The 26,509-nt window shown below is 69.1% G+C and carries 21 protein-coding genes; 13 read left to right on the plus strand and 8 right to left on the minus strand.

Annotated elements, in window-relative coordinates:
• Positions 1 to 28 precede the first annotated feature (28 nt).
• The gene (locus OH809_RS35920) at positions 29 to 3,754 is read left to right on the plus strand and encodes a glycoside hydrolase family 2 TIM barrel-domain containing protein (protein ID WP_406417262.1); all 3,726 of its coding nucleotides are present in this window, start codon (positions 29 to 31) and stop codon (positions 3,752 to 3,754) included.
• 47 nt (positions 3,755 to 3,801) lie between these two features.
• Here the strand turns inward: OH809_RS35920 and OH809_RS35925 are convergent, their stop codons facing one another.
• Together OH809_RS35925 and OH809_RS35930 are read right to left on the minus strand one after the other, a co-directional pair.
• Positions 3,802 to 3,945: a hypothetical protein gene (locus OH809_RS35925; RefSeq protein WP_406516051.1), complete on the minus strand. Its 144-nt coding sequence runs from the start codon at positions 3,943 to 3,945 to the stop codon at positions 3,802 to 3,804.
• Entirely contained in the window at positions 3,942 to 4,499 is a 558-nt protein-coding gene (locus OH809_RS35930; RefSeq protein WP_406417258.1) for a FadR/GntR family transcriptional regulator, read from the minus strand. The genes OH809_RS35925 and OH809_RS35930 overlap by 4 nt, the downstream gene beginning before the upstream one ends.
• A gap of 216 nt (positions 4,500 to 4,715) precedes the next feature.
• Here OH809_RS35930 and OH809_RS35935 point away from each other — a divergent pair, with 216 nt between their 5' ends.
• Entirely contained in the window at positions 4,716 to 5,471 is a 756-nt protein-coding gene (locus OH809_RS35935) for an SDR family NAD(P)-dependent oxidoreductase (RefSeq protein WP_406417256.1), read from the plus strand.
• A gap of 37 nt (positions 5,472 to 5,508) precedes the next feature.
• Here the strand turns inward: OH809_RS35935 and OH809_RS35940 are convergent, their stop codons facing one another.
• Complete coding sequence (locus OH809_RS35940; protein WP_406417254.1) at positions 5,509 to 6,237, minus strand: GntR family transcriptional regulator; 729 nt, start codon at positions 6,235 to 6,237, stop codon at positions 5,509 to 5,511.
• Between the two features lie 290 nt (positions 6,238 to 6,527).
• Between OH809_RS35940 and OH809_RS35945 the strand changes: the two genes are divergently transcribed.
• The 5 genes from OH809_RS35945 to phnE all read left to right on the plus strand — a co-directional run bounded on the left by OH809_RS35945 (position 6,528) and on the right by phnE (position 12,662).
• Positions 6,528 to 7,607, plus strand: a complete 1,080-nt coding sequence (locus OH809_RS35945; RefSeq protein WP_406417252.1) for a zinc-binding dehydrogenase — start codon at positions 6,528 to 6,530, stop codon at positions 7,605 to 7,607.
• Between the two features lie 275 nt (positions 7,608 to 7,882).
• Positions 7,883 to 10,000 carry an alkaline phosphatase D family protein gene (locus OH809_RS35950; RefSeq protein ID WP_406516052.1) on the plus strand — a complete coding sequence of 706 codons (2,118 nt, stop codon included), beginning with the start codon at positions 7,883 to 7,885 and terminating at the stop codon, positions 9,998 to 10,000.
• 225 nt (positions 10,001 to 10,225) lie between these two features.
• Entirely contained in the window at positions 10,226 to 11,134 is a 909-nt protein-coding gene (locus OH809_RS35955) for a phosphate/phosphite/phosphonate ABC transporter substrate-binding protein (protein ID WP_406417248.1), read from the plus strand.
• Positions 11,134 to 11,847 (plus strand): phosphonate ABC transporter ATP-binding protein, encoded by a 714-nt coding sequence (locus tag OH809_RS35960; RefSeq protein WP_406417246.1) that lies wholly within the window; start codon positions 11,134 to 11,136, stop codon positions 11,845 to 11,847. The genes OH809_RS35955 and OH809_RS35960 overlap by 1 nt, the downstream gene beginning before the upstream one ends.
• The gene (gene phnE / locus OH809_RS35965; RefSeq protein WP_406417244.1) at positions 11,844 to 12,662 is read left to right on the plus strand and encodes a phosphonate ABC transporter, permease protein PhnE; all 819 of its coding nucleotides are present in this window, start codon (positions 11,844 to 11,846) and stop codon (positions 12,660 to 12,662) included. The genes OH809_RS35960 and phnE overlap by 4 nt, the downstream gene beginning before the upstream one ends.
• Before the next feature lie 70 nt (positions 12,663 to 12,732).
• On the opposite strand, the gene OH809_RS35970 is transcribed toward phnE, so the two are convergent.
• Entirely contained in the window at positions 12,733 to 13,452 is a 720-nt protein-coding gene (locus OH809_RS35970) for a GntR family transcriptional regulator (protein ID WP_406417242.1), read from the minus strand.
• 11 nt (positions 13,453 to 13,463) lie between these two features.
• On the opposite strand from OH809_RS35970, the gene OH809_RS35975 reads away from it, so the two are divergent.
• From OH809_RS35975 to OH809_RS35995, 5 genes are all read left to right on the plus strand, one after another.
• Positions 13,464 to 14,717 carry an RICIN domain-containing protein gene (locus tag OH809_RS35975; RefSeq protein WP_406516053.1) on the plus strand — a complete coding sequence of 418 codons (1,254 nt, stop codon included), beginning with the start codon at positions 13,464 to 13,466 and terminating at the stop codon, positions 14,715 to 14,717.
• A 278-nt stretch (positions 14,718 to 14,995) separates the two neighbouring features.
• Positions 14,996 to 16,348 (plus strand): phosphonoacetate hydrolase, encoded by a 1,353-nt coding sequence (gene phnA, locus OH809_RS35980; protein WP_406417238.1) that lies wholly within the window; start codon positions 14,996 to 14,998, stop codon positions 16,346 to 16,348.
• A 147-nt stretch (positions 16,349 to 16,495) separates the two neighbouring features.
• Positions 16,496 to 17,809, plus strand: coding sequence for an MFS transporter (locus OH809_RS35985; protein WP_406417237.1), 1,314 nt, complete (start codon positions 16,496 to 16,498; stop codon positions 17,807 to 17,809).
• Positions 17,810 to 17,821: 12 nt separating this feature from the next.
• On the plus strand, positions 17,822 to 18,922 hold the full coding sequence (locus OH809_RS35990; protein WP_406417235.1) for a zinc-binding dehydrogenase: 1,101 nt from the start codon (positions 17,822 to 17,824) through the stop codon (positions 18,920 to 18,922).
• Positions 18,923 to 18,956: 34 nt separating this feature from the next.
• Positions 18,957 to 20,414 carry an aldehyde dehydrogenase family protein gene (locus tag OH809_RS35995; RefSeq protein ID WP_406417233.1) on the plus strand — a complete coding sequence of 486 codons (1,458 nt, stop codon included), beginning with the start codon at positions 18,957 to 18,959 and terminating at the stop codon, positions 20,412 to 20,414.
• A 7-nt stretch (positions 20,415 to 20,421) separates the two neighbouring features.
• Here OH809_RS35995 and OH809_RS36000 read toward each other — a convergent pair whose 3' ends face one another.
• A complete protein-coding gene (locus OH809_RS36000; RefSeq protein WP_406417231.1) occupies positions 20,422 to 21,315 on the minus strand; it encodes a LysR family transcriptional regulator in 894 nt (297 codons plus the stop codon).
• A gap of 107 nt (positions 21,316 to 21,422) precedes the next feature.
• Here OH809_RS36000 and OH809_RS36005 point away from each other — a divergent pair, with 107 nt between their 5' ends.
• A complete protein-coding gene (locus tag OH809_RS36005; RefSeq protein ID WP_406417229.1) occupies positions 21,423 to 22,955 on the plus strand; it encodes an alkaline phosphatase family protein in 1,533 nt (510 codons plus the stop codon).
• Positions 22,956 to 23,217: 262 nt separating this feature from the next.
• Here the strand turns inward: OH809_RS36005 and OH809_RS36010 are convergent, their stop codons facing one another.
• The 3 genes from OH809_RS36010 to OH809_RS36020 are packed head-to-tail and all read right to left on the minus strand — an operon-like array spanning position 23,218 to position 26,329.
• Positions 23,218 to 24,054, minus strand: coding sequence for a carbohydrate ABC transporter permease (locus tag OH809_RS36010; protein ID WP_406417227.1), 837 nt, complete (start codon positions 24,052 to 24,054; stop codon positions 23,218 to 23,220).
• Positions 24,051 to 24,950, minus strand: coding sequence for a carbohydrate ABC transporter permease (locus OH809_RS36015; protein WP_406417225.1), 900 nt, complete (start codon positions 24,948 to 24,950; stop codon positions 24,051 to 24,053). The genes OH809_RS36010 and OH809_RS36015 overlap by 4 nt, the downstream gene beginning before the upstream one ends.
• A 59-nt stretch (positions 24,951 to 25,009) precedes the next feature.
• Positions 25,010 to 26,329 carry an ABC transporter substrate-binding protein gene (locus tag OH809_RS36020; RefSeq protein WP_406417223.1) on the minus strand — a complete coding sequence of 440 codons (1,320 nt, stop codon included), beginning with the start codon at positions 26,327 to 26,329 and terminating at the stop codon, positions 25,010 to 25,012.
• Between the last annotated feature and the right edge of the window lie 180 nt (positions 26,330 to 26,509).

Genomic DNA, 26,509 nt, shown 5'->3' on the forward strand with positions numbered 1-26,509 from the left:
GCAGCCTATTTGTCAAGAAGGGTTTGACGTGACGTTCTCTCACCGCCGCACACCTTCGGACCACGCGGACACCGCAGCGCAGACTGGTGCGTTCACCCGTCGCAATGCGCTGAAGGGCCTGGCGGCAGCGGGATTCCTCGCCGTCGCAGGTGACGTCTTTCTTGCCGCGCCCGCCCATGCCGCAACGGCGCCGCCGGTGATCCCGCCCCTGCCCGAGAAGGTCTCCGGAGTACGTACTCCGCTCGTTCCCGTCACCTCCGGATGGCGCTGGACGTCCAGTCCTCCGGCATCGTTCTGGGCGTCCGGGACGGACACCTCCTCGTGGCACCCGCTCGACGTACCGGGGGAGCCCGCGCTCCAGATCGAACCCGTACCCTCGGACACCGAATGCGCGTACACAGTCGAGGTCGCCGTCCCGGCGGACTTCGCGGGCAAGCGCGTCATGCTCCGCTTCGACGGCGTCTACAGCTATGCCCGGCTGTGGGTCAACGGGACGGCCGTACGCACCCACGACGGCGGCTTCACCACGTGGTACGCCGACATCACCTCCCTGGTGACACCGGGCCGCGAGGCCGTGGTCACGCTCGGCGTCACCGACCGGCCGACCAGCATCGCCCGCCAGTCCGACTACGCGCACCACATCATCGGCGGCATCCTGCGCGAGGTCACACTGATGGCCCTGCCGGCTTCCCACCTCACGAGACTGCACGCCGACACGACCTTCGACAGCGCGTACCGGGACGCCACGCTCACCGTGACCGCCGCCGCGGCGTTCAAGGCAGGCCAGAGGGGAACAGCCGAGCTCACCCTCACCGACCCCGAGGGCCGGCCCGTCGCGATCGCCCCGTCGAAGATCACCCTGACCGGCACGGATCCGCAACAGCAGGCAGTGATCCCGGTCAGCGCTCCCCTCAAATGGGACGCGGAACACCCCCACCTGTACACACTGACAGCTGTGTTCACCGCTGGTGGCGTGACGCAGACGGTTACCCGGAGGGTCGGGTTCCGCCAGGTCGCGGTCGACGGGAACCAACTGGTGGTCAACGGCAGGCCCGTGCACCTGCTGGGCGTCTGCCATCACAGCATCACGGAGAAGCAGGGCCGTTCGACGAACCCGGACATGGAGGAGCAGGCCGCCCGGCTCTACAAGGAGGCGAACTGCAACTTCATCCGCACCTCGCACTACCCGCCGACGCCGGCCCTGCTCGACTGGGCCGACCGCCTCGGACTCTACGTCGAGGTCGAGGCGCCCGTCTGCTTCCAGCAGAGCACGGTCGACGACCCCGCCTATACCGAGCAGTACATGACGCAGTTCGCCGAGATGATCGAACGTGACCGCAGCCACGCCTGCGTGATCGAGTGGTCCGTCGGCAACGAGAGCGGCATGGGGCGCAACTTCGCCTCTGAGAACACCTACGCCCACGAGACGGACCCCTCACGCCCGACGCTGTTCGAGGACATGCAGCAGCACAACGGCGGTGACCAGACCGACATCTACAGCGGTCACTACCCCAATCTTCAGAACGCCAACGGCAACGCCAACCAGCCCATCCAGTACGGCGAGTTCGCCCATGTGCCGTGCTACAACGTGGGGACGTTGAAGGAAGATCCGGGGGTGCGCGACTACTGGGGTCACAGCATCGCGAAGCTGGCGGCCAAGTTCCGTGCCACGGACGGAGTCGTGGGCGGCGCCATCTGGGCGGCCATCGACGAGGTGTTCCACCTGTCCAACGGGCCGGTGGGATACGGCGAATGGGGCATCATCGACCTGTGGCGGCGCCGCAAGCCCGAGTTCTGGCTCACTCAGAAGGCCTACTCCCCGGTACAGATCGCGGACGGGGTGCTCACCGGCCTGACCCCCGGACGGCCAATACGGGTACCCGTCATGAACTGGCACGACCACAGCAACCTCGGCGAACTGACGGTGAGCTGGCAGACAGGCAGCAGGTCGGGCACCCTCCGGGGGATTGATATCGCGCCCAGGCAGAACGGCACGCTGACCGTCCCGGCCGGTGTCTGGTCTCCCGGCGACACCCTGCGGCTCACCTTCCGGCGTGGCACGGCGCTCGTGGACGACTACCGCCTCTCGCTCAACACCCGGGCGAAGCCGTCCTTCCCGTCCGACAGCGGCACGGCGCCCACCGTCGGCGAGACCGCGGACACGATCACCGTCACGGGTGTCGACGCGCCGTTCGCGGTGGTGTTCGACAAGCACACCGCACGGCTCACCGAAGCTACCGCCGACGGCACCGTGATCCTCACCGGCGGCCCGGACCTGGTGATCTCCCGTGCGGTTCCCGGTCAGTGGGCGGGAACGTCGGCGCGCGTGACCACGGCCGACGGCCAGGTGACCGTCACCCTGACGGGCAGGTTCGGCACCATCGACACCACCATCAAGGTGGCCGTGAGCCCCCGCGGTCTGCTGACCACGACCTACACGATGGCCAACCCGCCCTCCGGCCAGGTCAGCGACGTCGGCATACGGTACGTCCTCGCCGACAGCACGGACACCCTGAGCTGGCAGCGGGACGCCCAGTGGACGGCGTACCCCGATGACCACATCGGCCGGGCCTCCGGCACCGCGACCCGCGACCGCGCTTCCGGCGCCGACGGATACCGTACGAGGCCGCACTGGCCGTGGGCGCAGGACACCCACAGCTACTTCCTGTTCGGCAAGGACAGTGCCGCGCACTGGACCAATGACTTCCGCAGTACCAAGGCGCAGGTCCGGGTCGCCAAGGCGACGGCCGGCACGGCCGGACCGGGTGTGCAGGTCGAGTCGGACGGCACGGAATCGGTCCGGCTGGCACCGATCGAGCCGGCGCTGATCGACGACGCGTCCCCGGACATCGTCTACACAGGCGCCTGGACCCACGCGGACGCGAGCGCGGACTACACCGCCGGAGACCTCTTCGGCACGGAATCCTTCACCGATGCGGTGGGGGACACTGCGGAGCTGGCGTTCACGGGCACCGGTGTCGGTCTGTACGCGGCCCGCGCGGACAACCTCGGCATCGTGAAGATCTCGGTCGACGGCAAGCCCGCGGAGACCGTCGACCTCTACGGACCGGGAAAGGCTCCGGCCCAGCTCGTCTTCCGGAGTGCATCGCTCGCGTACGGCCGGCACACCGTCAGGGTGGAGTGCACCGGCACCAAGAACGCCGCTTCCAAGGGCGCTTTCGCGCTCGTCGACGCGTTTCAGGTGGTGGACCCGGTCATCGACGACGCCTCGGACAAGGTCGTCTACACGGGGTCATGGACCCATGCGGACAAGGCCGAGACGTGGACGAACGGCGATCTCGGACGCACCGAATCCTTCAGCAGAAGCGCAGGTGACACCGCGACCGTCAGGTTCTGGGGTACGGGCGTCCGCGTCGTCTGTCCCAAGGGCCCGAGCCAGGGAATCGCCGAGATCTCTGTCGACGGCGGGACCGCCACCGAGGTGGACCTCTACGCGCCGGGCAAGCAGTTCCAGCAACAGGCGTTCGAACGCACCGGTCTGGCCGAAGGCGAGCACACCGTCAGCGTGCGCGTGACTGGCCGCAAGAACGCCGCTGCCACGGATGCCCACGTGGCCCTCGACGCGTTCGAGACGCTGACGAGCGACGCGTTCCCGCGCCGGGCTCCGGGAGTCGGCCTGATCGTCAGCGCCCGCATCAACTATCCGGACCTCGCCTGGGGCAACTACATCGACCCTGCGATCAAGCTGCCGGCCGGCTGGAGCGGCACGGCACGGGTACGACTGCTGCCCTGACAGCCGTTCGGACCGCATCACACACCAGGACAGTCGTCCGGGTCGAATCACAGTCCGAGGTCGTGACCGGTCTCCGCGAGGTGGGCGGTCACGACCTCGGCCGCACGGTCCCCCTCGTCGGCGGCGATCGCGTCGGCGATGCGCCCGTGCGCCTCGACCGCAGGCTTCCTGTCCGGCACCCCGGCGCTCACGACCCGTGGTAGCTCGCCCTGCGGGAGTCGAGCAGGACCCCGTTCATCGCCGTGAGGACGAAGGAGAACAGGCCGGATGCCGCCAGTTCGGCCACGGCCTGATGGAAGGCCAGGTCCGCGGCGATGAACGCCTCCCGGTCACCGACCGCGCTACCCATCCCGTCCAGTGCGCGAACCACTTCCGTCATGGAGCCCTCACCCGTGGCGACCCGCACCGCGGCCCGCCGTGCGAGCTCCGCCTCTATCACGCGCCGGGTGACGAGCAGGTCCACCAGATCCATCGAGCTCTGGCTGAGGCGGAAGTCGATGATCTGCTCCAGGACAGCGGGAGCGGGGACCGCCACACGCGCACGCTTGCCCTGGCTGGAGACAAGGACACCGCGGGCGACCAGGGTGCGGATCGCTTCGCGCACGGCAAGACGGTTGACGCCGTGCCGCTCGGCGAGTTCACCCTCGGCCGGGATCTCGTCACCCGCGCGCAGACCGCGCAGTTTGATCTCGCCGATGATCTCCTGCGCCACGTGGTGGCTCAGTGTCGTCCGCCCGATCGTCATGCGCTCACTCTCTCACCGCTCCGGAAACACGGTCTGGGCCGTCTTCCGGTTCCGAACCTCTGATCTCTTGGCAGCTTAGCTGGTAAGTTCGATCGTGCCCGCATCCGAGCAGCACGCCGAACGAGGCCCCCGCGGCAGGGAATTGCCCGGCCGCCCTGCGGGCTTCGTGACCCACCTCGACGGCACCCCGCGCCACGCGCGGAACGGAGGACCGACATGAATGACCTGACCGGCGAAGTAGTACTGGTCACCGGTGCTGCCCGAGGCATCGGCGCAGCCGTCGCCACCATGGCGGCGGCCGCTGGTGCACGGGTGGGTGTGCTGGACATCGACGGCAAGGGCGCGCGGGAGACCGCGGCCCTCATCGGTCCGGCAGCGGGCTGGGCGGCGTGCGACATCACCTGCGAGGATCAGGTCCATGACGCGGTGACCGCCCTGCGTGAGGAACTCGGCCCGGCTACGGGCCTGGTCAACAACGCGGGACGGAACTCCTACGCCGACGTGGTCACCATGACCACCCAGCAGTGGGACGAGGTGTTCGGGGTCGACCTCAAGGGGGCGTGGCTCATGGCCAGGGCCGTCCTGCCGGCCATGACGGCCCAGGGGCGGGGCGCGATCGTGAACATCGCCTCGATGCACGCCACGATGACCTGCCCCGGCATGTTCCCCTACGCCTCGGCCAAGGCGGGCCTGGTCGGTCTGACCCGCAGCATGGCCCTCGAGGTGGGACCGAAGGGAGTCCGGGTCAACGCGGTCAGCCCCGGCTACATCGAGACCGATCTGCTGGCCGAGTACTTCGACCAGGAGAAGCCCGAGGTCCGCCGGGAGGCGGTGGCCAAACACATCCTCGGCCGGCTCGGAACCCCCGACCAGGTCGCCTCCGTGGTCGCCTTCCTCCTGTCCGACGCCGCGGGCTTCGTCACCGGTGCCGACTGGGCCGTCGACGGAGGCGTGTCCGCCCGGTTCGCCTGAGGAGCGGAAGCCGGATCCCGACGCGGTGCGGCGGCGCTCAGAGCATGGCGGTGCGGGAACTGCGGGTGTTGGTGACCGTCACGGTCGCGGTGTCCGAGCGGTAGCGGTCCTCGGACCATTCGACGGGGGTGCCTTGGGAGTCCGTCGTCAGGCGCCGCTCCCTGAGCAGCGGGAAGCCTTTGGGGACGTCCAGCAGCTTCGCGTCCAGCGTGTTGGCGGGTACGGCGTCGAACGTGTGCCGGGCCGAGTGCAGATCTACGCCCTGCTCGGTGAGCAGGGCGTAGATGGAACCGGCGTCCAGGTCCGCGGAGATCAACGGGCGCCCCACCGACTGGACGTACGTCATGCGTTCCAGCATCGCGGGGCGTCCATCGAGCAGGCGCAGTCTGACGAGCTGGACCGCGAGGTCGTCGGGGTTGATCTGCAGGGCCGCGGCGATCTCCGGTTCGGGGCGGCGCAGCGCGATCTCCTGCAGTTTCTGACCGGGGGAGTAGCCGGTCAGTTCCGCACGGCGGGTGAAGGACAGGAACGACTCGAACGGCTGGGTGGGAACAGTGTCGAGCACCACCGCCCGCTTGCCCTGCCCGCCACCGATGACCCCCTCGTCACGCAAGGTGGCGAGGGCCTGCCGGACCGGTCCTCGCGATGCCGAGAACTCTTCGCAGAGCTGGGACTCGGACGGCAACGACCCACCGACCACGAGGTTGCCGGAACGAATCCGATGACGGAGTTCGGCTGCGATCGTCCGGTGCAGAGGGGTGGCCATGGACTTGACCCTACAGGTCTCGCCCCCGTTCCTCCGGTCCCCGGCCGGCCGTGCGGGGTCCCCGTCGCTGTCACCTCGGGTGCTGGGCGATTCGGACCGGACTGCCCGCCTGCCACGCATGGTTCGACCTGCCGTGCGGCCGACCGCGGACCTCGGGTGCGACCACCCGGGCGCCGACGGTGAACGGTCTCTGCATCCTCTGTTCACCCAGAGTTTTACCCCGACCCCGAAAAGGTATCTATACATGTTGCTTGTTCACTTACAAGATCGTGACGGATTGGGTTGACGCGATGCCTGGGACTATCTCCGACGAACTTCTCGCCGTCCGCTACGCCCGCTGGGACGGGGTCGACCGGCCGTTCACGCTGGTGACCACCACCACCCCCAGGTCGCCGGGCGAAGGCGAGGTGCTGGTGCGCATCGACCTGGCCACGGTGTGCGGCAGCGACCTGCACACCGTGAACGGCAAGCGGCCGTCCCCGGTTCCGGCGCTGCTGGGGCACGAACAGGTGGGCACCGTGCTGGCGGTGGGTCCGGGGGCGCCGTCGTGTGTGGACGGCACTCCGGTGGTGCCGGGGCTGCGGGTGGTGTGGTCGGTCACCGCCTCCTGCGGGGCCTGCCCGCGCTGCCTGCGCGGTCACCCGCAGAAGTGCCGTGAGCTGCGCAAGTACGGGCACGAGCCGCTGGACGAACAGGCCCCCCTGACGGGCGGGTTCGCCACTCACTGCGTACTGCTGCCGGGTACCGCCATCGTTGCGGTACCCGAGGGACTGCCGGACGCGGTCGCCGCCCCGGCGTCCTGCGCGACCGCCACCGTGGCCTCGGTCATCGCCGCCGCCGGCCCCCTGGAGGGGCGCGAGGTGCTGGTCACCGGCGCGGGCATGCTCGGCCTGACGGCGGTGGCGATGGCAGCCCTCGGGGGCGCCCGCGTGACCGCCGTCGATCCGTCCCCGGCCCGGCGGGCGCGCGCCGGACAGTTCGGGGCCGCCCGGGTGCTGGACGTGAACGAACCGACGGGCCCGGCCGACATTGCCCTGGAACTGTCGGGCCGCACGGACGCGGTCCGGGCGTGTCTGTCCGCCCTCGACATCGGCGGGACCGTCGTGCTGGCCGGCTCGGTCTCCCCGGCGGACGTCGTCCCCGTCGACCCCGAGTGGCTGGTGCGGGGCCTGCGCACGGTCACCGGTGTGCACAACTACCGGCCCGCCGACCTCCATGCGGCCGTCGCGTTCCTCGCCGCCCGCCACGCCGCCCACCCCTTCGCCGACCTGGTGGAAGGGGCTCATTCCCTGGGGGATCTCGGCACGGCCGTGCGCGCTGCGCAGGGAGCGGATGCCCCACGCCAGGCCGTTCTGCCGGGCCTGGGCTGAACCAGCCCTCACCCGAGACCGCCGGGCACGGAACGCGTCATCCCGGCGCGGGTGAACATCGCGCAGCGCGTCGAAGGTCTGCGTGAACTCCGAATGACTTGTCGATACAAGCTATTGCCGCCCGCCGCTCGCTCTGCCAGCGTTTGCGGCACACGCCCCAAGACGGGCACCCACCGCTCGGTCTCCGTATCCGCATAAGGCGGACCGCAGGCCGCGTTCCGAAGGAGAACAGATGCCGGACAACGGCCTGGACAGACGGAAGATACTGACGGGCGGTGTCGCCGCCGCTCTCACGGTCGGTGCCGCCGCACCGGCGTTCGCCGCGGGCGGCGCGCCGCGCGCCGCGGACGAAACCCCCCCCGCTGCGCGCCGCCGTCCTGGAGTACGAAGACCCCTGGACCAAGGCCCTGGGGCTGGCCGAACTGCTGCGGACCGCGGGCTTCGAGGTCGTGCCGCTCGACCTGACGCTGCCGGCCGACGAGCAGCCGCAGCAGGTCGACCTGATCGCGTTCGGCACCTTCACGAACAACAGCGATGACTACCTCGACTACGTCGCCGACCAGGCCGACTCCCTGCGCCGGTTCGTCGCCGACCGCCGGGTCGTGCTGGATCTGGCGCAGTCCGACCAGTACGGCGCCGCAGTGGCCTATCTGCCCAGTGGTGTGTCCGCCGTGCGCACCGACGCCGACTACGACACGATCCACCCGGTCGACGCCGGCCACCCGCTCGTCAAGGGGCTGCGCGTCAGCAACGGCCGGCTGTTCACCGGCCGGAACGCCAGTCCGCGGGTGAGCTACGAGACGGTTCAGCGGTGGAGTTCGATGCGGGTGCTGATGGCCTGCTCCGCCTCCGGGTTCCCGCCCGCGCTTCTGGAGGGCCAGTTCGGCGCCGGCCGGTTCCTCGTCACCAGCCTGACCGTGGACAAGATCCGCAACAGTGCGGGCGCGGTGGTGCAGCCGGCCGAGGCGGTGGCGGACAGCGAGGCGTTCTTCACCGCGCTGGCCGGCTACGTCGCGTCGGTCCGCACCGGTACCGCGCCCGCCGTGGTGCCGACGCCGATGCCGCCCGAGCAGCCGGTAGGGCCGATGGTCGGCCACACCGAACCCGGCAACGCCCGGATCTGGGCCCGCCCCGGCCTCGACCCCTCGCTCTACTCCCGCTGGAACTGCGCCTACCGGGAGCTGGGCGGGAAGGGGAACAGGACCTGGCGCACCGTCACCACCGCCGTCGAACCCGACAACGACAACACGCTGATCGCCCAGCTGCGGGGCCTGGCTCCCGACACGGCCTACGAGTTCACCCTCACCCCGGTGAAGGAAGCGGCTGGCTTCACGCCGATGACCGGATCCTTCACCACCTCGCCCGACCCGGACAAGCCGTCCGTGGTCACCATGGGGATGGGCTCGTGCGGCCCGTCGGTCCCCGACCACGTATGGACGGCGATCATGGACGAGGGCTGCGACAGCTTCGTGATGCTCGGCGACACTCCGTACGTCGACAGCTCCGACCTCGAGGTTGCCCGCCGGAAGCACCGTACGTTCCTGGTGCAGCCGGAGATCTCCCGGCTGGTCTCCTCCATGCCGGTCTGGGCCACTTGGGACGACCACGACTTCGGCGGCAACGACTTCCACGGCGACTACAAGAGCAAACGCCAGAACCGCACCGCCTTCGTCAACTACCGCGCCAACCCCACCTTCGGGCAGACCGCGGACGGGAGGATCCTGCGGCAGCGGACGGACGGAGAGGGTGTCTATACATCCTTCCGCCGGGGCCCGATCGAGGTCTTCCTGCTGGACCCGCGCTGGTTCAGCCGCACGGCACCGAGCTGGGCCGACAGCACCCAGGTGACCTGCCTGGGCACGGTGCAGTGGGACTGGCTCCGCAATCAGCTGCGCCAGAGCACGGCTCCGTTCAAGGCCATCGCCACCGGCATGATCTGGGACGACAAGCAGAACGCCGAGAAGGACGACTGGGCCACCTACTCCTACGAGCGGGACGCCATCTACGACTTCATCGCCGCGGAGAAGATCCCCGGCTGCTTCCTGATCGGCGGGGACATCCATGTCTCCCGTGCCCTGAGCTACGGCCCCCGTGTCGGCTACGACCTGTGGCAGTTCATCGTCAGCCCCATGCACGACAGCACCATCCCGAGCCTCAACGTGCCCAGCCCCTACCTGGTGCACAGTGCCGTCGAACCGCACGTCTTCCTCAAGCTGGTCGCCGACACGACGCTCGACATGCCGACCCTCACGGCGACCTGGATCAACCGCGACGCCGAGCGGCTCTTCGAGGTCACCCGCACCGCGGCCGAACTCGGCCACACCTCCTACCCGAGGCGTCCCGCGCACACCCACCACGGCCGGGACGAGAAGCACTCCGGCGACGGTCGCTGACACAGTCACCACTGCCCCCGCCCCCGTCCCTCCCGGCCCTCCGCCGGGAGGCCGGACAACCCCCTGCCGACTCGCAGATGAACAGTTGGCAACCTGTCGATACAAGTGTTGACCGGGGTGGCTGTGCCTGACACGTTGGCCACAGCCGCCCCGGCGAGCGACTCCCCCCACCCCGTACACACACCGCGTCCTTCCCCTGTGCTGCCCTCGAACCCGGAGTTCACCGTGCCCGTCCGCCCTTTCACCCTTGCCACCTCGTTGGCTGTCGTCGCCGCGCTGACCCTGACCGCCTGCGGCGGCAGTTCGGACGCGGCCGAGTCCGCCACCTGCCCCGGGGGCAAGATCCGCTTCGGTGTGGAGCCCTTCGAGGACCCCGCCAAGCTCACCCCGGCCGCCAAGGTCCTCGCCGACGCCCTCGGTGAAAGCCTGGACTGCGAGGTGGAGCTGACCGTCACCGAGGACTACTCCGCCGAGGTCCTCGCCATGGAGAACGGCAAGCTCGACATCGCCATGTTCGGCCCCCTCGGCTACGTCTTCGCCAGTGGGCGGGCCAAGGCCGAGTCCATCGCCTCGTTCGGTGACGGCAAGGGCCAGGTGTCCAGCTACACCGCCGGCATCTGGGTGCCGAAGGACTCCGGCATCACGTCGGTCGGGGACCTCAAGGGGCACTCCCTCGCGCTGGCGTCCGTCGGATCGACGTCCGGCGACGCCCTGCCGCGCAAGGCGATGCTCGACGCCGGCCTGAAGAAGGACGACGTCAAGGTCAATTACGCGGGCGGTCACCCGGAGGCTCTGCTGGCCCTTGCCAAGGGCACGGTCGACGCCGCCGAGATCAACTCCCAGCAGCTGGCGAGCGCCACCGCCTCCGGCACCTTCGACCCGTCCGAGTTCCGCAAGGTGTGGGGCTCCGCCCCGATCCCGAACGACCCGATCACCGTCCGCGGCGGCCTCGACGCAGAGTTCAAGAAGGCGGTCACCGACGCCCTGCTGAAGCTGCCGCCGGACAAGGTCGGCAAGATCGGCGCCCTCCTCGACGTCGACCCGCCGGCGCCCCTGGTCGCCGTGGACAAGTCCACGTACCAGCCGTTGTTCGACCTGGCCGCGACGCTGCACCTGACCGAGAAGGACGTCTGATGCTCGCACTGTCCGGGGTCACCGTGCGGTACGGAGACCGGCAGGTGCTGCACGGGGTGGACGTGGACGTTGCCCGCGGAGAACTGCTCGCCGTGCTCGGGGCCAACGGCTCCGGCAAGTCGACCCTGCTCCGGGCCGCCGCCGGGCTGGAGCCGATGGCGGCGGGCAGCGTGCACATCGACGGCAAGGCCTGCGGACCGCTGGACATCGCCGTGGTCTTCCAGCACATCCACCTCGTGCGCCGGCGCAGCGTCCTGGAGAACGTGTGCGCCGGCGCCCTCGGCCGGCTGCCGCTGCGGCACTCACTGGTTCCCGCCCTGTTCCCACGCGCGCTGCGGGAGGAGGCGATGGCCTGCCTGGACCGGGTCGGTCTCGCCGACCGTGCGCACGAACGCGCGGGCCGCCTCTCCGGCGGCCAGCAGCAGCGCGTCGCCGTGGCCCGTGCCCTGTGCCAGCGCCCCCGCGTCCTGCTGGCCGACGAACCGGTGTCCGCACTGGACCCGGCCGCTTCCGAGCAGGTACTCGCGCTGCTGGCCGAGCTCGCCCACGACGCGGGCCTGGCCGTCCTCGCCGTCCTGCACCAGCCCTCGCTCGCCGCCCGCCACGCCGACCGCATGGTCGGCCTGCGAAACGGCCGGGTGATCCTGAACGGGCCACCCGGCCAGAACGTCGACACCCTGTACCAGACCGTGGTCGTGGAGGCCGTGTCATGATCGATCTCGACGAGGTACGGAGACTTCCCGTCCCGGCGAAGCCCGCCCGGCCACGCGCCACAGTGGTGGGAGCCGTGGTCACCGCCGCGGTGGTCACCGCTCATGTCGTCGCGTGGAACACCACCGACATGTCCTTCGGCGCACTGGCCGAGGGCTGGGGCGGCATCGCGGACTTCCTGGGCGACGCGATCCCGCCCGATCTGAGCTGGGACGTCCTGGAACCCAGTCTCAACGGCGCGCTGGTCACTCTGTGGATCGGGTTGCTCGGCACGACCCTGTCCGTGCCGTTCTCGCTTCTCCTGGCCCTGCTCGCGGCACGCGGGACCGCCCCCTCGACGGCGGTCTACCAGGCGGCGCGCTCCCTGCTGTCGTTCCTGCGCGCCGTACCCGACGTGGTCTTCGCCCTGATCTTCGTCACCGCTGTCGGACTCGGTCCCTTCCCGGGCGTACTGGCGTTGCTTCTCCACAACGTCGGTGTGATGGGCAAGCTGTGGGCGGAGGCGCTGGAGGACGCCGACCCCGGTCCGGTGCAGGCCCTGCAATCGGCGGGCGCGGGCCGGATCCAGGTAGCGGCGCACGCCTTGCTGCCGACCGTGACACCCCAGCTGATCGGACTGCTGCTGTACCGGCTCGACGTCAATGTGCGCTCGTCGCTGGTACTCGGCCTCGTCGGCGCGGGTGGGATCGGCTTCCTGATCAACCAGTCGATCAAACTGTTCCAGTTCGACGAGATGCTGACTCACATCATGGTGGTGCTGGTCCTGATCGTCGCTGTCGACCGGCTGTCGGCATGGGTGCGGCTGCGCCTGGCCTGACCGCCGGCCACGACAGCAGGGCGCCCGGACCCGAGGTCCGGGCACGGTCGTCGAGTGGCGGGACGTGGGCTCAGGTTTCGGTCTCACGGGCGAGCTGGCGCCGGAGGCTGAGGGTCAGATGCTCCGTCATGGCCTCAGCCGCGCGGTCGGCCTTCCTTCGGAGTACGGCGCGTACGACCCGCTCGTGCTCGGCCAGCGTCGGATCCTCGGCGACCTTCACGTTGCTGAGCCGGAAGACGTGCAGGTGCGAGTGGAGCCGTTCGACCGCATCGGCGAGCAGGGGCCGATGCGACGCGGACGCGATCGCGTCGTGGAAGCGCTGGTCCAGGACGGCGAAGTCGCGGTAGTCCGCGTAGCGGCCCGTCGGCCCCGGCAGCGTCCGCATCTCCTCCACGATCCGCTCGATCGTGTCCAGCTGCTCGTCGGTGGCGTGCGTCGCGGCCAGGGCCGCGGCCCGGGGCTCCAGCAGCAGACGCATCTCGAAGAGCTCCTCGAGTCCGTGCCGCGTCAGCAACTCGGTCGCGCGGTAGCCGGACAGGGATCGCTTCACCACCAGTCCGTCTGCCTCAAGGCGGGCCAGGGCCTCACGCACGGGTGTCGGCGACACTCCCAGGGTCCGCGAGAGGGCATCAATGCCGACGCGGGCACCCGGCGCGATCTCGTGGTCCATGACCATGGCCTTGATGCTCTCGTAGACACTGTCCGAGAGCACCTGCCTGGCAGGCGGCGCGGCCGGTGGCTTTCCGGCCGGCTCCCTGAGCCCGTCGGCAGAACGCTCCTGTGGGGGCATTCGTTCTCCTGTTGCTCGGGACCGACTGGTCACCGGAGCACGGGCCGGAGGACGCACGAGGGATCACCTACGCGCAGGAACTGGTCCGGCAGCTGTTCCGGAACTACCGCGCCGCGGCCACCGCCCTGAGCAAGGACGCCGCCTACGCCGCCACCGTCTCGGGGCTCCAGAACAGGCTGTACCTCCCGGAGGTGAGCGCCACCAGCGGCTGGCTCGAGGAATGGATGAGCGACGACAACCTCGGCGAGACGACCCACCGTCACCTGTCACCGCTCATAGGCCTCTTCCCCGGCGACCGTATCGCCATCGAGGACTCGCCGCCCGAACTCGTCACTGGCGCGACCAAGCTGCTGGAGGCACGCGGCATGGCGAGCTTCGGCTGGGCCAGCGCCTGGCGGGCCATCTGCTGGGCGAAGCTGAAGCACGCGGACAAGACGTACGAGCTGGTCCTCGACGTACTGAGGCCGTCGGTGAACTTCAGCAACGGCAGCGCGATCAACCTGTTCGACATGTACAGCTTCGGCAGCAGCTCCGTGTTCCAGATCGACGCCAACTACGGGACGCCCGTGGCGATGATCCAGATGCTGGCGCAGTCCCGCCCCGGACGGGTGGAGTTGCTTCCGGCCCTCCCGCGCGCCTGGGCCGCTGCCGGGTCCGTCACCGGAATCGGAGTGCGCGGGGGCTTCACCCTGGATATGCGGTGGAAGGACGGCCAGGTCACCGACGCGACACTGCGGGGAGCGGCGGGCAGGTCGACCGACGTCGTCTTCGGGGAGTGGAGCAGTCACGGCACGATCCCCTCCGCCGGGTTCGTGACGGTCGCACCGCCCGCTCAGCACTCCGTCTTCCAACTGGTCAATCGCCGGTCGGGCAAGGCGGTCGACGTTCCCGGCGCCTCCACCGGCCTGGGCACCGGACTGATCCAGAACACCCCGAGCTCGGCAGCGAACCAGCAATTCCGGTTCGTCCCCGTGGGCGGAGGACAGTACGAGATCCACACCACGCACGGCAGCACACCCCTGACCTGGGCCGTCTGGGGCGGCGTCACGGAGGCCGGCGCGAAGATCACCCAGTGGACGCCCGAGCACAGCACCAGTCAGCAGTGGACGATCGCCGACGCCGGCGACGGCTACATCACCCTCACCTGCGTGCGCAGCGGCAAGTACCTCGGAATGGCCGACGACTCCGCCGCCGATGGTGCGGCGGTCGAGCAGCAGGACGCCGACGGCGGCACAGGCCAGCAGTGGCGACGCATCGGCCGGTGAACTGACGACGCTCACATCGCACGGCAGCCCTGCGGCCCGGCTCCTGGAGCCCGACCGTGGGGCCGCTGTGCCATGTGACCGGGACCGGATCGCATAACCTGCCTCCGTGGCTGCAGCGCCCGGAACGAGGTCCTCGGCGTGCGGGAAGGCCGACGGGCGGGCTGTGAGCTCGCGCTATGGCGGCGATAGCCGAAAGAGGGGTTCCTCGGGGCGGCTCCTGCCAGCACGCTCATGGGCAGCAGGATTTCGGCCACGCTACATACAGCAGGGAGCCCTTCGTGACATCAGGGACGTTCAGCGTCAACGGCAGGACCTACGCGAAGCCTCCCAGGCCGGTGGTGGTGATCTGCATCGACGGCAGTGAGCCCGACTACCACATCGAGGCGATGGCGGCCGGACGCATGCCCTGGCTCACCAAAGTGCTGGAAGGAGAGGGCACGTCGTGGCCTGCCCATGGCGCGATGCCGGCCCTGACCAATCCCAACAACGTGTCCATCGCCACCGGCTGCCCGCCGGCCGTGCACGGGATCAGCGGCAACTACCTCTTCGACACCGAGCTCGGTGAGGAGGTGCTGATGAACGACAAGCGGTTCCTGCGCGTCCCCACCGTCTTCGGGGCGGCGAACGAGGCCGGCCTCGACGTGGTCGTCGTGACCGCCAAGGACAAGCTCCGCAGGCTGCTCGGCGCCGGGCTCGTCGAGGAGGGCCCCTCGCTCGACGGCTCCGGCGAGTTCGTCGCACCGTCCCGCCGCGGCATCTGCTTCTCGGCGGAGAAGGCCGACCGGGCCACCGTCGAGGACAACGGCATCGACAACGTGCTGGAACTCGTCGGCAAGCCGCTGCCGAGCGTCTACTCCGCCGAACTCAGCGAGTTCGCCCTCGCCGCGGGTGTCAGGATTCTGGAGACCCGCGGCGCCGACCTGATGTACCTGTCGCTGACGGACTACATCCAGCACAAGCACGCGCCCGGCACCGAGGCCGCCAACGACCTGTACGAGAAGATCGACCGCTACGCCGGTCGGCTGGCCGAGCTCGGCGCGATCGTCGTCCTGACGGCCGATCACGGCATGAGCGCCAAGACGGACGACGCGGGCGTGCCTCGGGTGGTCTACGTCGAGGAGGAGGTCCGCCGGATTCTCGGCATCGGCGAGGACGCCCGGGCGGAGGGCCTGCGGGTCATCCTCCCGATCACCGACCCGTACACCGTGCATCACGGCGCACTCGGCTCCTTCGCGAGCGTGTACCTGCCAGAGGGGGCCGTTCGCAGCTCCACGATCGAAGCGCTGCGGACCATCGAGGGAGTGCAGGAGGTACACGGTCGCGAGGAGGCCGCCGAGCGCTACGCCCTGCCCGCCGACCGCATCGGCGACATCGTGGTCCTCGCGGAGGCCGGAACCGCGCTCGGCCGGTTCGCCGCCTGGCACGACCTCAGCGGGCTCGACGCCCCCCTGCGATCCCACGGCGCCCTGGGCGAACTGCAGATCCCGTTCCTGATCAACCGCCGGCCGGCACAGCCGGAGCTGCTGGACACACCGTTCGGCGACCCCGCCCGCATCCACAACTACGACGCCTTCTGGGTCGCCACCACGCTGGTCGCGGAGCAGGAGAGCGCGTCCGCTCGGACCCACTGACAAGACGTGGCCACCCTCCAGGGAAGTCCTGCGGCCCCGGACCAGCCTTGGAGGGCGGCCGCGCCCCGGCGGCCACCACCACCTCACACACCGGCTCCTTCTCCGAGGCCGGACAGACGGCACTTTTCCCGGATTGGTTGAGCGACCATGTCGAACGCCGAGAACGTGATGGCCGGGAGCCGCACTCCCGAACCCCTGCAGGAGCACGCGTACACCCGGCTCAAGTGGCGCATGCTGCTGTCCGCCATGTTCTGCTACTTCTTCTTCTACACCGGCAGGCAGACGTTCGGCTTCGCCATCCCCGGCATCGAGGAGGACCTGGGCCTGAGCAAGGCCACGCTGGGCGCCATCAGCGGCATCCTGCTCTGGTCCTACGCCGCCGGACAGATGATCAACGGCAATCTGGCCGACAAGTGGGGTGGCCGGCGCATGATGGCGGCCGGTGCGATTCTGTCCACCGTCCTCAACTGGGGTACCAGCTTCTCCACCGGTGTGAAGTCCCTGGGCATCCTCTGGGGCGCGAACGGTTTCGCGCAGTCGCTCGGCTGGCCCTCCGGCGGGCGGGTCATCTCCAACTGGTGGGCCCCGCACGAGCGGGGCAAGAGCTTCGGCTTCTACACCTTCGCCGCCGGTATGGCCTCCGTCCTGGCATTCGTCACCTCCACGATCGTCGTGGACACGCTCGACCTGGACTGGCAGTGGATCTTCCGGGTGCCGGTGCTCCTGATGCTCGTGGGCGGCGTCACCTTCTATCTGATCGCCAGGGACAGCCCCGCTCAGGCCGGTGTCACCCCGCCCGTCGGCCCGGCCGATGCCACCGAGGCCGACAAGGTGGCCGAAGAAGCCGGCATGTCGGCCGGTGAGTCGTCCTTCCAGCGGTACAGGGCTGTGCTGCGCAACCCGAGGATCTGGTCGACCGGCATCGCCATCGGCTTTCAGAACATGGCCCGCTACGGCCTGTTGATCTGGGTTCCCGTCTACTTCCTGGGCGACAACTGGGAGGACGGGGGCAGCAGTATCAGCCCCCTGTGGATCTCGGTCGCCCTGCCGGTGGGCATGGCGGCGGGCGCCCTCGTCAACGGTCAGATATCGGACCGGCTGTTCGGGTCCCGACGCGACCGCCCCATCATCCTGTTCATGGTCCTGGGCGCGCTGATGGCCCTCACGATGTACGTGGCGCCCCTGAACATGACGACGGGAATCGTCGTCCTCTTCCTCACCGGCTTCTTCGTCTACGGCCCCCAGTCGTCCTTCTGGGCCCTGTGCCCCGATATCGCAGGCAGGCGGATGGCCGGCACAGCGACCGGGGTGGTCAATTGTTTCGCGTACCTCTTCGCGGGGGCCGCCGAGCCGATGGTCGGCGCACTGATGGACAGCACCGGCAACACGAGCCTCATCTTCCCCATCGTGGCCGCGGCGTGCGGGTGCAGTGCCCTGGTCGCGCTCACGATCCGACGTTAGGCGGACAGGAACATGACCGAACTCAGCAGCGGCCCGCCCGCACTCCGTGAGGGCACAGGCGCGACGGCGGCCGTGTGGAGGGGACCCGCCGGAGGATTCACCGTGGAGTCCCAGCCGATGCCGAGGCCGGCGGCCGACGAGGTGCTGGTGCGGGTGGAACTCGCCACCCTGTGCGGCAGCGATCTGCACACGATCGCGGGTGACCGGCCCACCCCGTTGCCCACCGTGCTGGGCCATGAGGCGGTCGGCGTGGTGGAGGCCGTCGGCGGAACACCGGTCGCCTCCGACGGACGGCCCGTGCTCCCTGGACAGCGCATCACCTGGACCATCGGTACATCCTGCGGCTTCTGCCGACGCTGCCGGCGCGGGGTTCCGCAGAAATGCGAGAGCGTCCGCAAGTACGGCCACGAGGCCATGACGGATGACTGGCGGCTCAACGGCGGCCTCGCCACCCACTGCCACCTCGTCGCGGGCACGGAGTTCGTGAGGGTCCCCGACTCGATTCCCGCCGCGGTCGCGGCGCCTGCCAACTGCGCCACTGCCACGGTCGCCTGCGCCGCGCGTCGGGCCGGCCTCGGCCCGGGGGACACGGTCGTGGTGACCGGCTGCGGGATGCTCGGGCTCACCGCCGTGTCGTACGCGCGCGACCTCGGCGCCGAACACGTCATCGCCTGCGATGTGGATCCCGCCCGCCGCGATCTCGCGATGAGGTTCGGCGCCACGGTGGCCTGCCCGCCCGACGCGCTGGACGAAGCCGCGAAGGACCTCGGCGCGGATGTGGTCCTGGAGCTCTCCGGCAGCAGCAGCGCGGTGCAGTCGGCTCTGCGCATCGTCGGACTCGACGGGTGCGTGGCCCTGGTCGGCTCCGTGTCACCCGGCCCCGAGGTGACCTTCGAGCCCGACGCCGTCGTCCGTGGCCTCACCCGCGTCATCGGCAGCCACAACTACACCGTCGAGGACCTGACCGAAGCCGTCGACTTCCTCGTACGCACCCCGCACCAGCGCCTGCTCGCGGACCTGGTGCCGGAGCCGTACTCCCTGCGGGACATCGACGCCGCCGTCGCGGCCGCGCGATCGGGGGCGGCGCCCCGGATCGCCGTGCACATGAACTGACCTCCGCCCGTCGAGACCACCGAGGAGTCCCCTCATGGCAGCACAGCCGAGCCCCGACCATCTGCTCAACCACATCGACGGGCGCTGGGTACCGCCTCTGACCGGAGCGGTGCGCGCGAACATCAACCCGGCCGACACCGATGACGTCGTAGGGCAGTTCGCCGAGTCCGGCGCGCAGGATGTCACCGCCGCCGTCGACGCGGCGTACGCCGCACAGCGCGAGTGGGACGCGATCGGTCCGATCGAGCGGGCCAAGGTACTCAACGCGGCCGCCAGGTTGATCGGCGAGCGCTGCGACGCGTTCGCCGAGGCCATCACCCGCGAGCAGGGCAAACGACTCTCCGAGGGGAAGGGGGAGGTGGCCCGCGCGCTGGCGATCCTCGAGTTCACCACAGGGGAGGCCCGGCGGATCAACGGGGTGACCACCCCTGCGGAGGAGCCGCGCACGATGGCGATGACCTTCCGGCGTCCGCTCGGTGTCGTGGGTCTGATCACTCCCTGGAACTTCCCCGTGGCCATACCCATGTGGAAGGTCGCTCCTGCTCTGGTGGCCGGCTGCACGGCGGTGCTCAAGCCGTCCCCGCTGACCCCGTGGACCTCGGCCCTGCTGGTGCAGGCGTTCGCGGACGCGGGTGTTCCCCGGGGTGTTCTCAACCTGGTACAGGGAGACCGCGAACCCGGGGAGGCGCTGGTGGCCGATGAACGGGTGGCAGGGATCTCGTTCACCGGATCACTGCCGGTGGGGCAGGCGATCAACAGGGCGGGTGCCGGGCGACTGATGCGGACGCAACTGGAACTGGGCGGCAAGAACGCCCTCATCGTGCTTGCCGACGCCGATCTCGACGCGGCCGTCGACGCCATCGTCCACGGTGCCTTCGGGCAGAGCGGACAGCGGTGCAGCGCCACCAGCCGGGTCGTGGTGGACCGTTGCGTACGGGACGCGCTGCTGGAACGACTGGTCCCGCGGGTCGCGGCCATGCGTGTCGGCCGCGGCGACCAGGACTGGGCGGACATCGGCCCGGTGGTCAGCGAGGAACGGCTGCGGGCCTGTCTGGCGGCGGTGGAGGGCGCGATGGCCGAGGGTGCCACCGCGGTCTGCGGTGGCCGCGAAGCCAAGGCGGACAGCCCGGGCTACTTCATCGAGCCGACCGTACTGACCGGTGTGGTCCGGGACAGCGGGATCGCGCAGGAAGAGGTCTTCGGGCCCGTGCTGTCGGTCATCGAATGCGAAGGCTACGAGGAGGCCATGAGCATCTCGAACTCCGTGAAGTACGGGATGTCCGGCACCATCTTCACGCAGAATCCGGGCTACATGTTCCAGGCGCTCCAGGACTTCCAGGCAGGCATGCTCCATGTGAACCGGCCTGGCGTCGGCGCGTACTCCCATCTGCCGCACATGGGCGCGAAGGCGTCACAGCTCGGCGCGCCCGAGTGCTCGCCCGATGTGTGGGACTTCTACACCGACCTGCGGTCGGCCTGCATCAAGTACTGATGGCCTGTCAGGAAGGCCATTCGGCGACGGCCCGGACCAGGTCGACGAATGCCTGTTCCGGCGGTGTGAGCACGCGGTCGATCCGGCGCACCAGAGACACGGTGCGCTTCGGTGGTGCGGGGGTGACTGTCAGGTCGGCGAGCGTCCCGGCTGCAATCTCATAGCGGGCCACGTGCTCGGAGAGCAAGGCCACCCCGAGCCCTTCGCACACCGCCTGTTTGAGGGTGCCGGGACCCCACATGTCCCATTGTTCGGCGTCCTCGAGTCCCCAGGCGCGCAGCGTCTGTTCCTGGAGATGCCGGGTGGCCGAGCCCGCCTCGCGCATGAGGAAGCGCTGGTTCTTGAGATCGGGGGGAGTCAGCGCACGGTCGGCAAGCGGTGTGTGCGGCTCGGCCACCAGCACCATGGCCTCCTCGAACATGCCCTGGGAGACCAGTTGTTCATCGCGGGGCGTGCCGGCGCACAGACCCAGTGCGACCTCCCCGCGCAGCAGCCACGACTCGACCGCGTCCTCGTTGCCCACGCGGATCTGACAACTCACCTTGGGAGCCTGGGTGGAGAAGTCCGCGACAAGACGCGGCAGGAGGTACGTGCCGAGGGTGGTCGTACCCGCGAGGACCAGCCGGCCACCCCCGAGCCCGCGGAAGTCGGCGACGGTCCGCTCAAGGGAGTCCATGATCGCGAACACCTGGCGTGCGTGCTCGGCGACGACCTCCCCGGCGGGCGTGGGGCGCGCGCCGGTGCTCGTGCGGTGGACCAGCTGGATCCCGCAGGAGTTCTCCAGATTGCGGATGTGGTTGGACACCGAGGGCTGGCTCATGAAGAGCGATTTCGCGGCTCCTGAGAAGCCCCGGTGCTCCAGCACTCTCAACAGGACTTCCAACTGGTTCAACGTCACCATGCTGCGGATCTCCCGACATACGAGCCGTGACGTGTGCATGCACTCCTCACACGTTGCGGGGGCTGACTGTCCCACCCACGATCTTCATCCATCAGCGGAGGAAACCCATGCCCAACGACGGAATTGCCCGCCGCACCGTGCTCGTGGCAGGTGCTGCCACAGTCGCGGCCGCCACCACGACGCTTGGCCACGCACCCGCGGCCCACGCCGCCCCGGCTCTCCCGAACGGCATCAGCAAGGACAAGGTGCTCATCGTCGGCATGGACGGTCTGCGGCATGACCGGATCGAAGCGGCGAACGCGCCGCACCTCAAGGCCATGATGTCGGCCGGCACCTACGCGAAGTCCCTGCTCTACGCGAGCCCCATGGCCCCCACGCTGTCCGGGCCGGGATGGTCGACGATCTCGACCGGGGTCTGGCCCGACAAGCACGGCGTCAAGGACAACGACTTCAGCGGCAGACGGTTCGACGAGTACCCCGGTCTCCTGGCACGCCTCGCCCAGGTGAAGCCGGGGCTGTCCACCTACGCGGCTGTCGACTGGCCCCCGCTGGATACCTACGGCGCCATCACGGCGGGTGCCGACGCCACACTCGTGCTGCCCCAGCACGACATACCCAACGACCAGAAGATCGCGGACGAGGCCGCCTCGGTCATCCGCGACCAGAATCCGGACGTCCTCTTCGTCTACTTCGGCAACACCGACCAGGTGGGCCACGAGAGCGGGACCGGCGAGCGGTACCTCGACGCGATCGCCGGGCAGGACGCCCATTTGGGGAAGCTGTGGGCGTCGATCAAGGCCCGGCCGACCTATTCCTCCGAACGTTGGACCGTCATCGTGGCCACGGACCACGGTCACGTGGACGCGGGCGGTCACGGCGGCAGCTCATTCGAGGAGCGGCGGACCTTCGTCCTCGCCCAGGGGCCCGGGATCGAGGCCGGCGGCCGACCGATCGACACTCGGCTCGTGGACGTCGTGCCCACAGTGTTCAAGCAGCTCGGTCTCCCCGTCGACCCTTCGTGGGGCCTGGACGGCAAGCCGGTCCAGGAGCGGACGGACGACGGCTTCGACACGCTGCAGCCGAAGCTGGCTCCCCGCGTCGACGAGACGGGGATCCCCGCCGACGTACTGGGCTTCACCCATGCCGTGCCGAGCGGCTGGTCCGTCATCAACGACGCCATGGGCACGGGCGGCGTCACCGAATGGCGCGGCTGGACCTTCACCACGAACGAGTTCTGGTCGCGTACCCAACGCGACCAGTGGCGGGAGCTCAATGTCCGTGCACGCGGCGTGTTCGCGGTCGCCGACTCGGACGAATGGTCCGACAGGACGTTCTCCGGCCGGTTCGACTCGACGCTCGTGTCGCCGACGTTCGGCGGTCTCTCGGGCAGGAGCACGATGATGGTCGAGTTCATCACGCACTACCGCCAGGTGGAGCAGCAGACGGCCAGGGTCCTTGTCTCCTTCAACGCCGGCACACCCGAGGAGGTCAGGAGCTACACCACGGACGTCACCTCGCAGGAGCAGTCCATCGCGGTCCCGATCCCACCTGGTGCCGCTTCGGCCCACGTACGCTTCCACTACACCGGCGACAACGACTTCTTCTGGGTGATCGACAGGTTCCGGCTCCACGCCGAGTGACGCCGACGGCTTCACAGGGCGCCGCGATGTGAGGGCCGCGCGGTGGCTTCGCCCGGTCCCGCGGCACTGCGATCTCCACCCGCCCTTGGCCGGGCGGTTTCCCACCTCCCAGTCGACGACTTGCCGCGTCGTCCCAGGCTCCCCGTTCCCGCGGCGATCCCACTCAACGGCGGTTGGATCGCACTGAGACGGTCACCTGTGTAGCTGCGCAGCACGGGCCGGTCGGTCATGGGCATGCCTCCGAAGGCGGGGTGGGAGAGGGTCAGAGCTTTCCGCTGCCCGCGCTCAGCCCCGAGCGCCAGTAGCGCTGCAGGGTCAGGAACGCGAGGACCAGCGGGAGCACGGATATCAGCGCACCGGTGATGGTGATGTTGTAGTAGAGCTGCTGCGGCTGGCTGTTCCAGTAGAAGAGGCCCAGGATCGCCGGCCACTTGTGGTGGTCGGACAGCATCACCAGGGGCAGGAAGAAGTTGTTCCAGATCGCCACGAATTGGAAGAGGAACACGGTCACCAGGCCTGGGGACATGAGCCGGGTGACGATCTGGAAGAAGATGCGCAGCTCGCCCGCGCCGTCCACGCGAGCGGCCTCCAGGACCTCGTCGGGCACCGAGTCCGTCGCGTAGATCCGGGCGAGGTACACGCCGAACGGGCTGACCGCGCTTGGTATGAGCACCGACCACACGGTGTCGGTGACGTGCAGCTCGGCGAAGACCAGATAGAGCGGCAGTGTGAGCAGCGGAATGGGGATCAGTACCGCGCCGATAATCACGGAGAAGGCGACTTCGCGGCCCCGGAACGCGTACTTTGCCAGGACGTATCCCGCCCCGCCGGAGAGCAGAGTGGCCGCGGCAGCACCGACCACCGCGTACAGCAGGGAGTGGACCATCCAGTCGGCGAAGATGCCGTGGTCCCAGGTGAAGACGTCCCGCACGTTGTCGACGAGGGCGAAGTCGTCCGCAGGGAGCAGGCCATTGGTGGCGAAGAGGTCCGAGCTGGACTTGCCGGCCGAGACGAGCAGCCACCACACGGGCAGGAGGAAGTAGCAGGTGACCACGGAGAGCAGGGCTGTGGTCAGGACCTGATGGCGGCGGGTGGTCACGATGTCGTACCTCGCTGGGACAGCTTGAGGAAGGTGAAGGAGAGCACGGCCGTGGTGAGGGCGAGGACGACCGCGATGGTGGCCGCGATGTTGTAGTCGTTCGCGCCGAAGGCTGCCTGGTAGGCCAGCATGCTGGGGGTGTAGCCGGTGTCGATCGATCCGGCCGCGATCGGCTTCAGCACCGACGGCTCGTTGAAGAGCTGGAGAGTGCCGATGATCGAGAAGACGCCGGTCATGATCAGTGCCGGTCGCACCAACGGGATCTTGATGTGCCAGGCGGTGCGCAGGGCGCTGCAGCCGTCGAGCTGGGCGGCCTGGTACAGCTCCTTGGGTATCGCCCGCAGGGCGGTGTAGAGAACCAGCATGTTGTAGCCGGTCCAGGACCAGGTCACGATGTTGCCGATCGAGGCGAGGACCCAGCCGGGCTTCAGGAGCGGGGCGTCGATGCCCAGTGCGGCCAAGCCGTCGAGGAGCGGGCTGATGCCCTTCACATACTGGAACGACCAGAGGATGGCCGCGATGACTCCGGGGATGGCGTAGGGCAGGAAGTAGGCCAGACGGAAGAACTTGGCGAAACGCGCGGCTCCGCTGTCCAGCAGCAGTGCGAGGAGCAGGGCCAAACCGAGCATCAGCGGGACCTGCACCGCGCCGAAGAGCAGGACGCGACCGACTCCGGTCAGGAAGGAGCTGTCGCTCAGCACCTTGAGGTAGTTGTCGAGTCCGCTGAAGACGGTCGTCGGCGGGGCGAGGCCGAGGCCGGAGCGCTGGGTGCGAAAGAGGCTCTGATAGGCCGCGTACCCGATCGGCACGAGGTAGACGAGGGTGAACAACGCGAGGAAGGGCACCAGCAGTACGGCTGTCGCGCCTCTCCTGTGTGGGGCCTTGGACGGGCTCACGTCACTCCTTGAGGCAGGACGAGGGCGGCGCGGGAGGATCCGCACCGCCCTGGGGAGGATTATTCGGTGGCGGTGAGGCCCTTGGCCCTGAGCCCGTCCACAGTCTTCTTCTGGGTCTGGTCCATCGCGCCGCCGAGGCTCCCGCCGCTGGTGAGGGCCTTACCGAAGGCGTCGTTCAGATCGGCCGTCATCTGGGTGGTGGCCGGACCCCACTGCCACGAGGTGTCGGTCCCGGCCGCGGACTCACGGAACACGTCGTAGATCTTCTGGCCGCCGAAGAACGGCTCGGCCTTGTTCACCTCCGGCATCTCAAGTCCTGCCTTGGAGGCCGGGTAGATACCGGTCTTGGGGATGAGGATCTTCAGGCTCTCCGGCGCGGTGGAGAGCCACGTGGCGAACTCCAGCGCCTTCTCCGGGTTCTTGCAGCCCTTCAGGACCGCCGTGCTGGAGCCGCCCTCGTTGCCGAAGGCCTTGCCGCCCGGCGTCCACTGCGGCATGGGGGCGACCGCCCACTTGCCGGCCGAGGCCTTGGCGTTCTCCTGGATGATGGGGGAGGCCCAGACGGCGGAGACCCAGGTCGCCACCTTGCCGTCCTGGAGGTTCTTGAAGAACTTGGGGCCGAACGCCTCGTCCTTGGTGACGAGCCCGCGGTCGGCGAGGTCCTGCCAGTACGAGACGACCTGCTGGGTCTTCGGGCCGTCGACGTCGACCTTCCAGGCGTCGCCCTCGATCGAGAACCACTTCCCGCCGTTCTGCCAGGACAGGCCGGCCAGGTTGTAGTCGGGACCGGGCGCCAGGTTGGCGATGTACGCCTTCGGGTCGGCCTTGTGGAGCTGCTCGGCGGCGCTCCGGAACGCGTCCCAGGTCGCCGGTACCGGGATCTTGTGCTTCTCGAAGACGTCCTTGCGGTAGTACATGGCCATCGGGCCGGTGTCGAGAGGGACGCCGTACACGGCGTCGCCGAGCTTGACCTGGTTCCAGGACCAGTCGACGAACTGCGATTTGGTGTCGCCCGTGTACTTGGCGACGTCCATCAGCGCGCCCTCGACCATGAAGCTCGGGAGCGACTCGTAGCCGACCTGTGCGAGACACGGTCCGTTGCCGGACTTCACTGCCGAGAACATCTTCGTGTACCCGCCCTTGGAGCCGGGCGGCGTGGTGGTGAAGGTGACCTTGGCATCGGGGTGGGAGGCGTTGTAGGCCTCGACCGCCTCGGCGTAGCCGGGGGCCCAGCCCCAGAAGTCCACCGTCACGGACGAGCTGTCGGCCTTGTCCTCGGAGGTCTCGCTGCTGCCGCTCGAGCCGCAGGCGGTGAGGGCGATGGCAGTGAGCGCGAGTCCGACGGCGACTCCGGCGTGCTGGGTGAAGCGTCTGGTCATGCGACATCCCCTGAAGTAGGACAGCTCTGAGTAGTCTGCATATTGGCTGGTTAGCAGCTAAGCTGTCAATGCATGCTCGGGTAAGGTCGGATGACTCGCTCATTCGTTATGCATGAGGCCTCGTGGGGGCGTGCCCACCGCCCGCACGAAGCCGTGAATGCGGCCCTTGCGAGGGCGTCG

The sequence above is a fragment of the Streptomyces sp. NBC_00873 genome (genome assembly GCF_045207415.1).
Classification (GTDB): domain Bacteria; phylum Actinomycetota; class Actinomycetes; order Streptomycetales; family Streptomycetaceae; genus Streptomyces.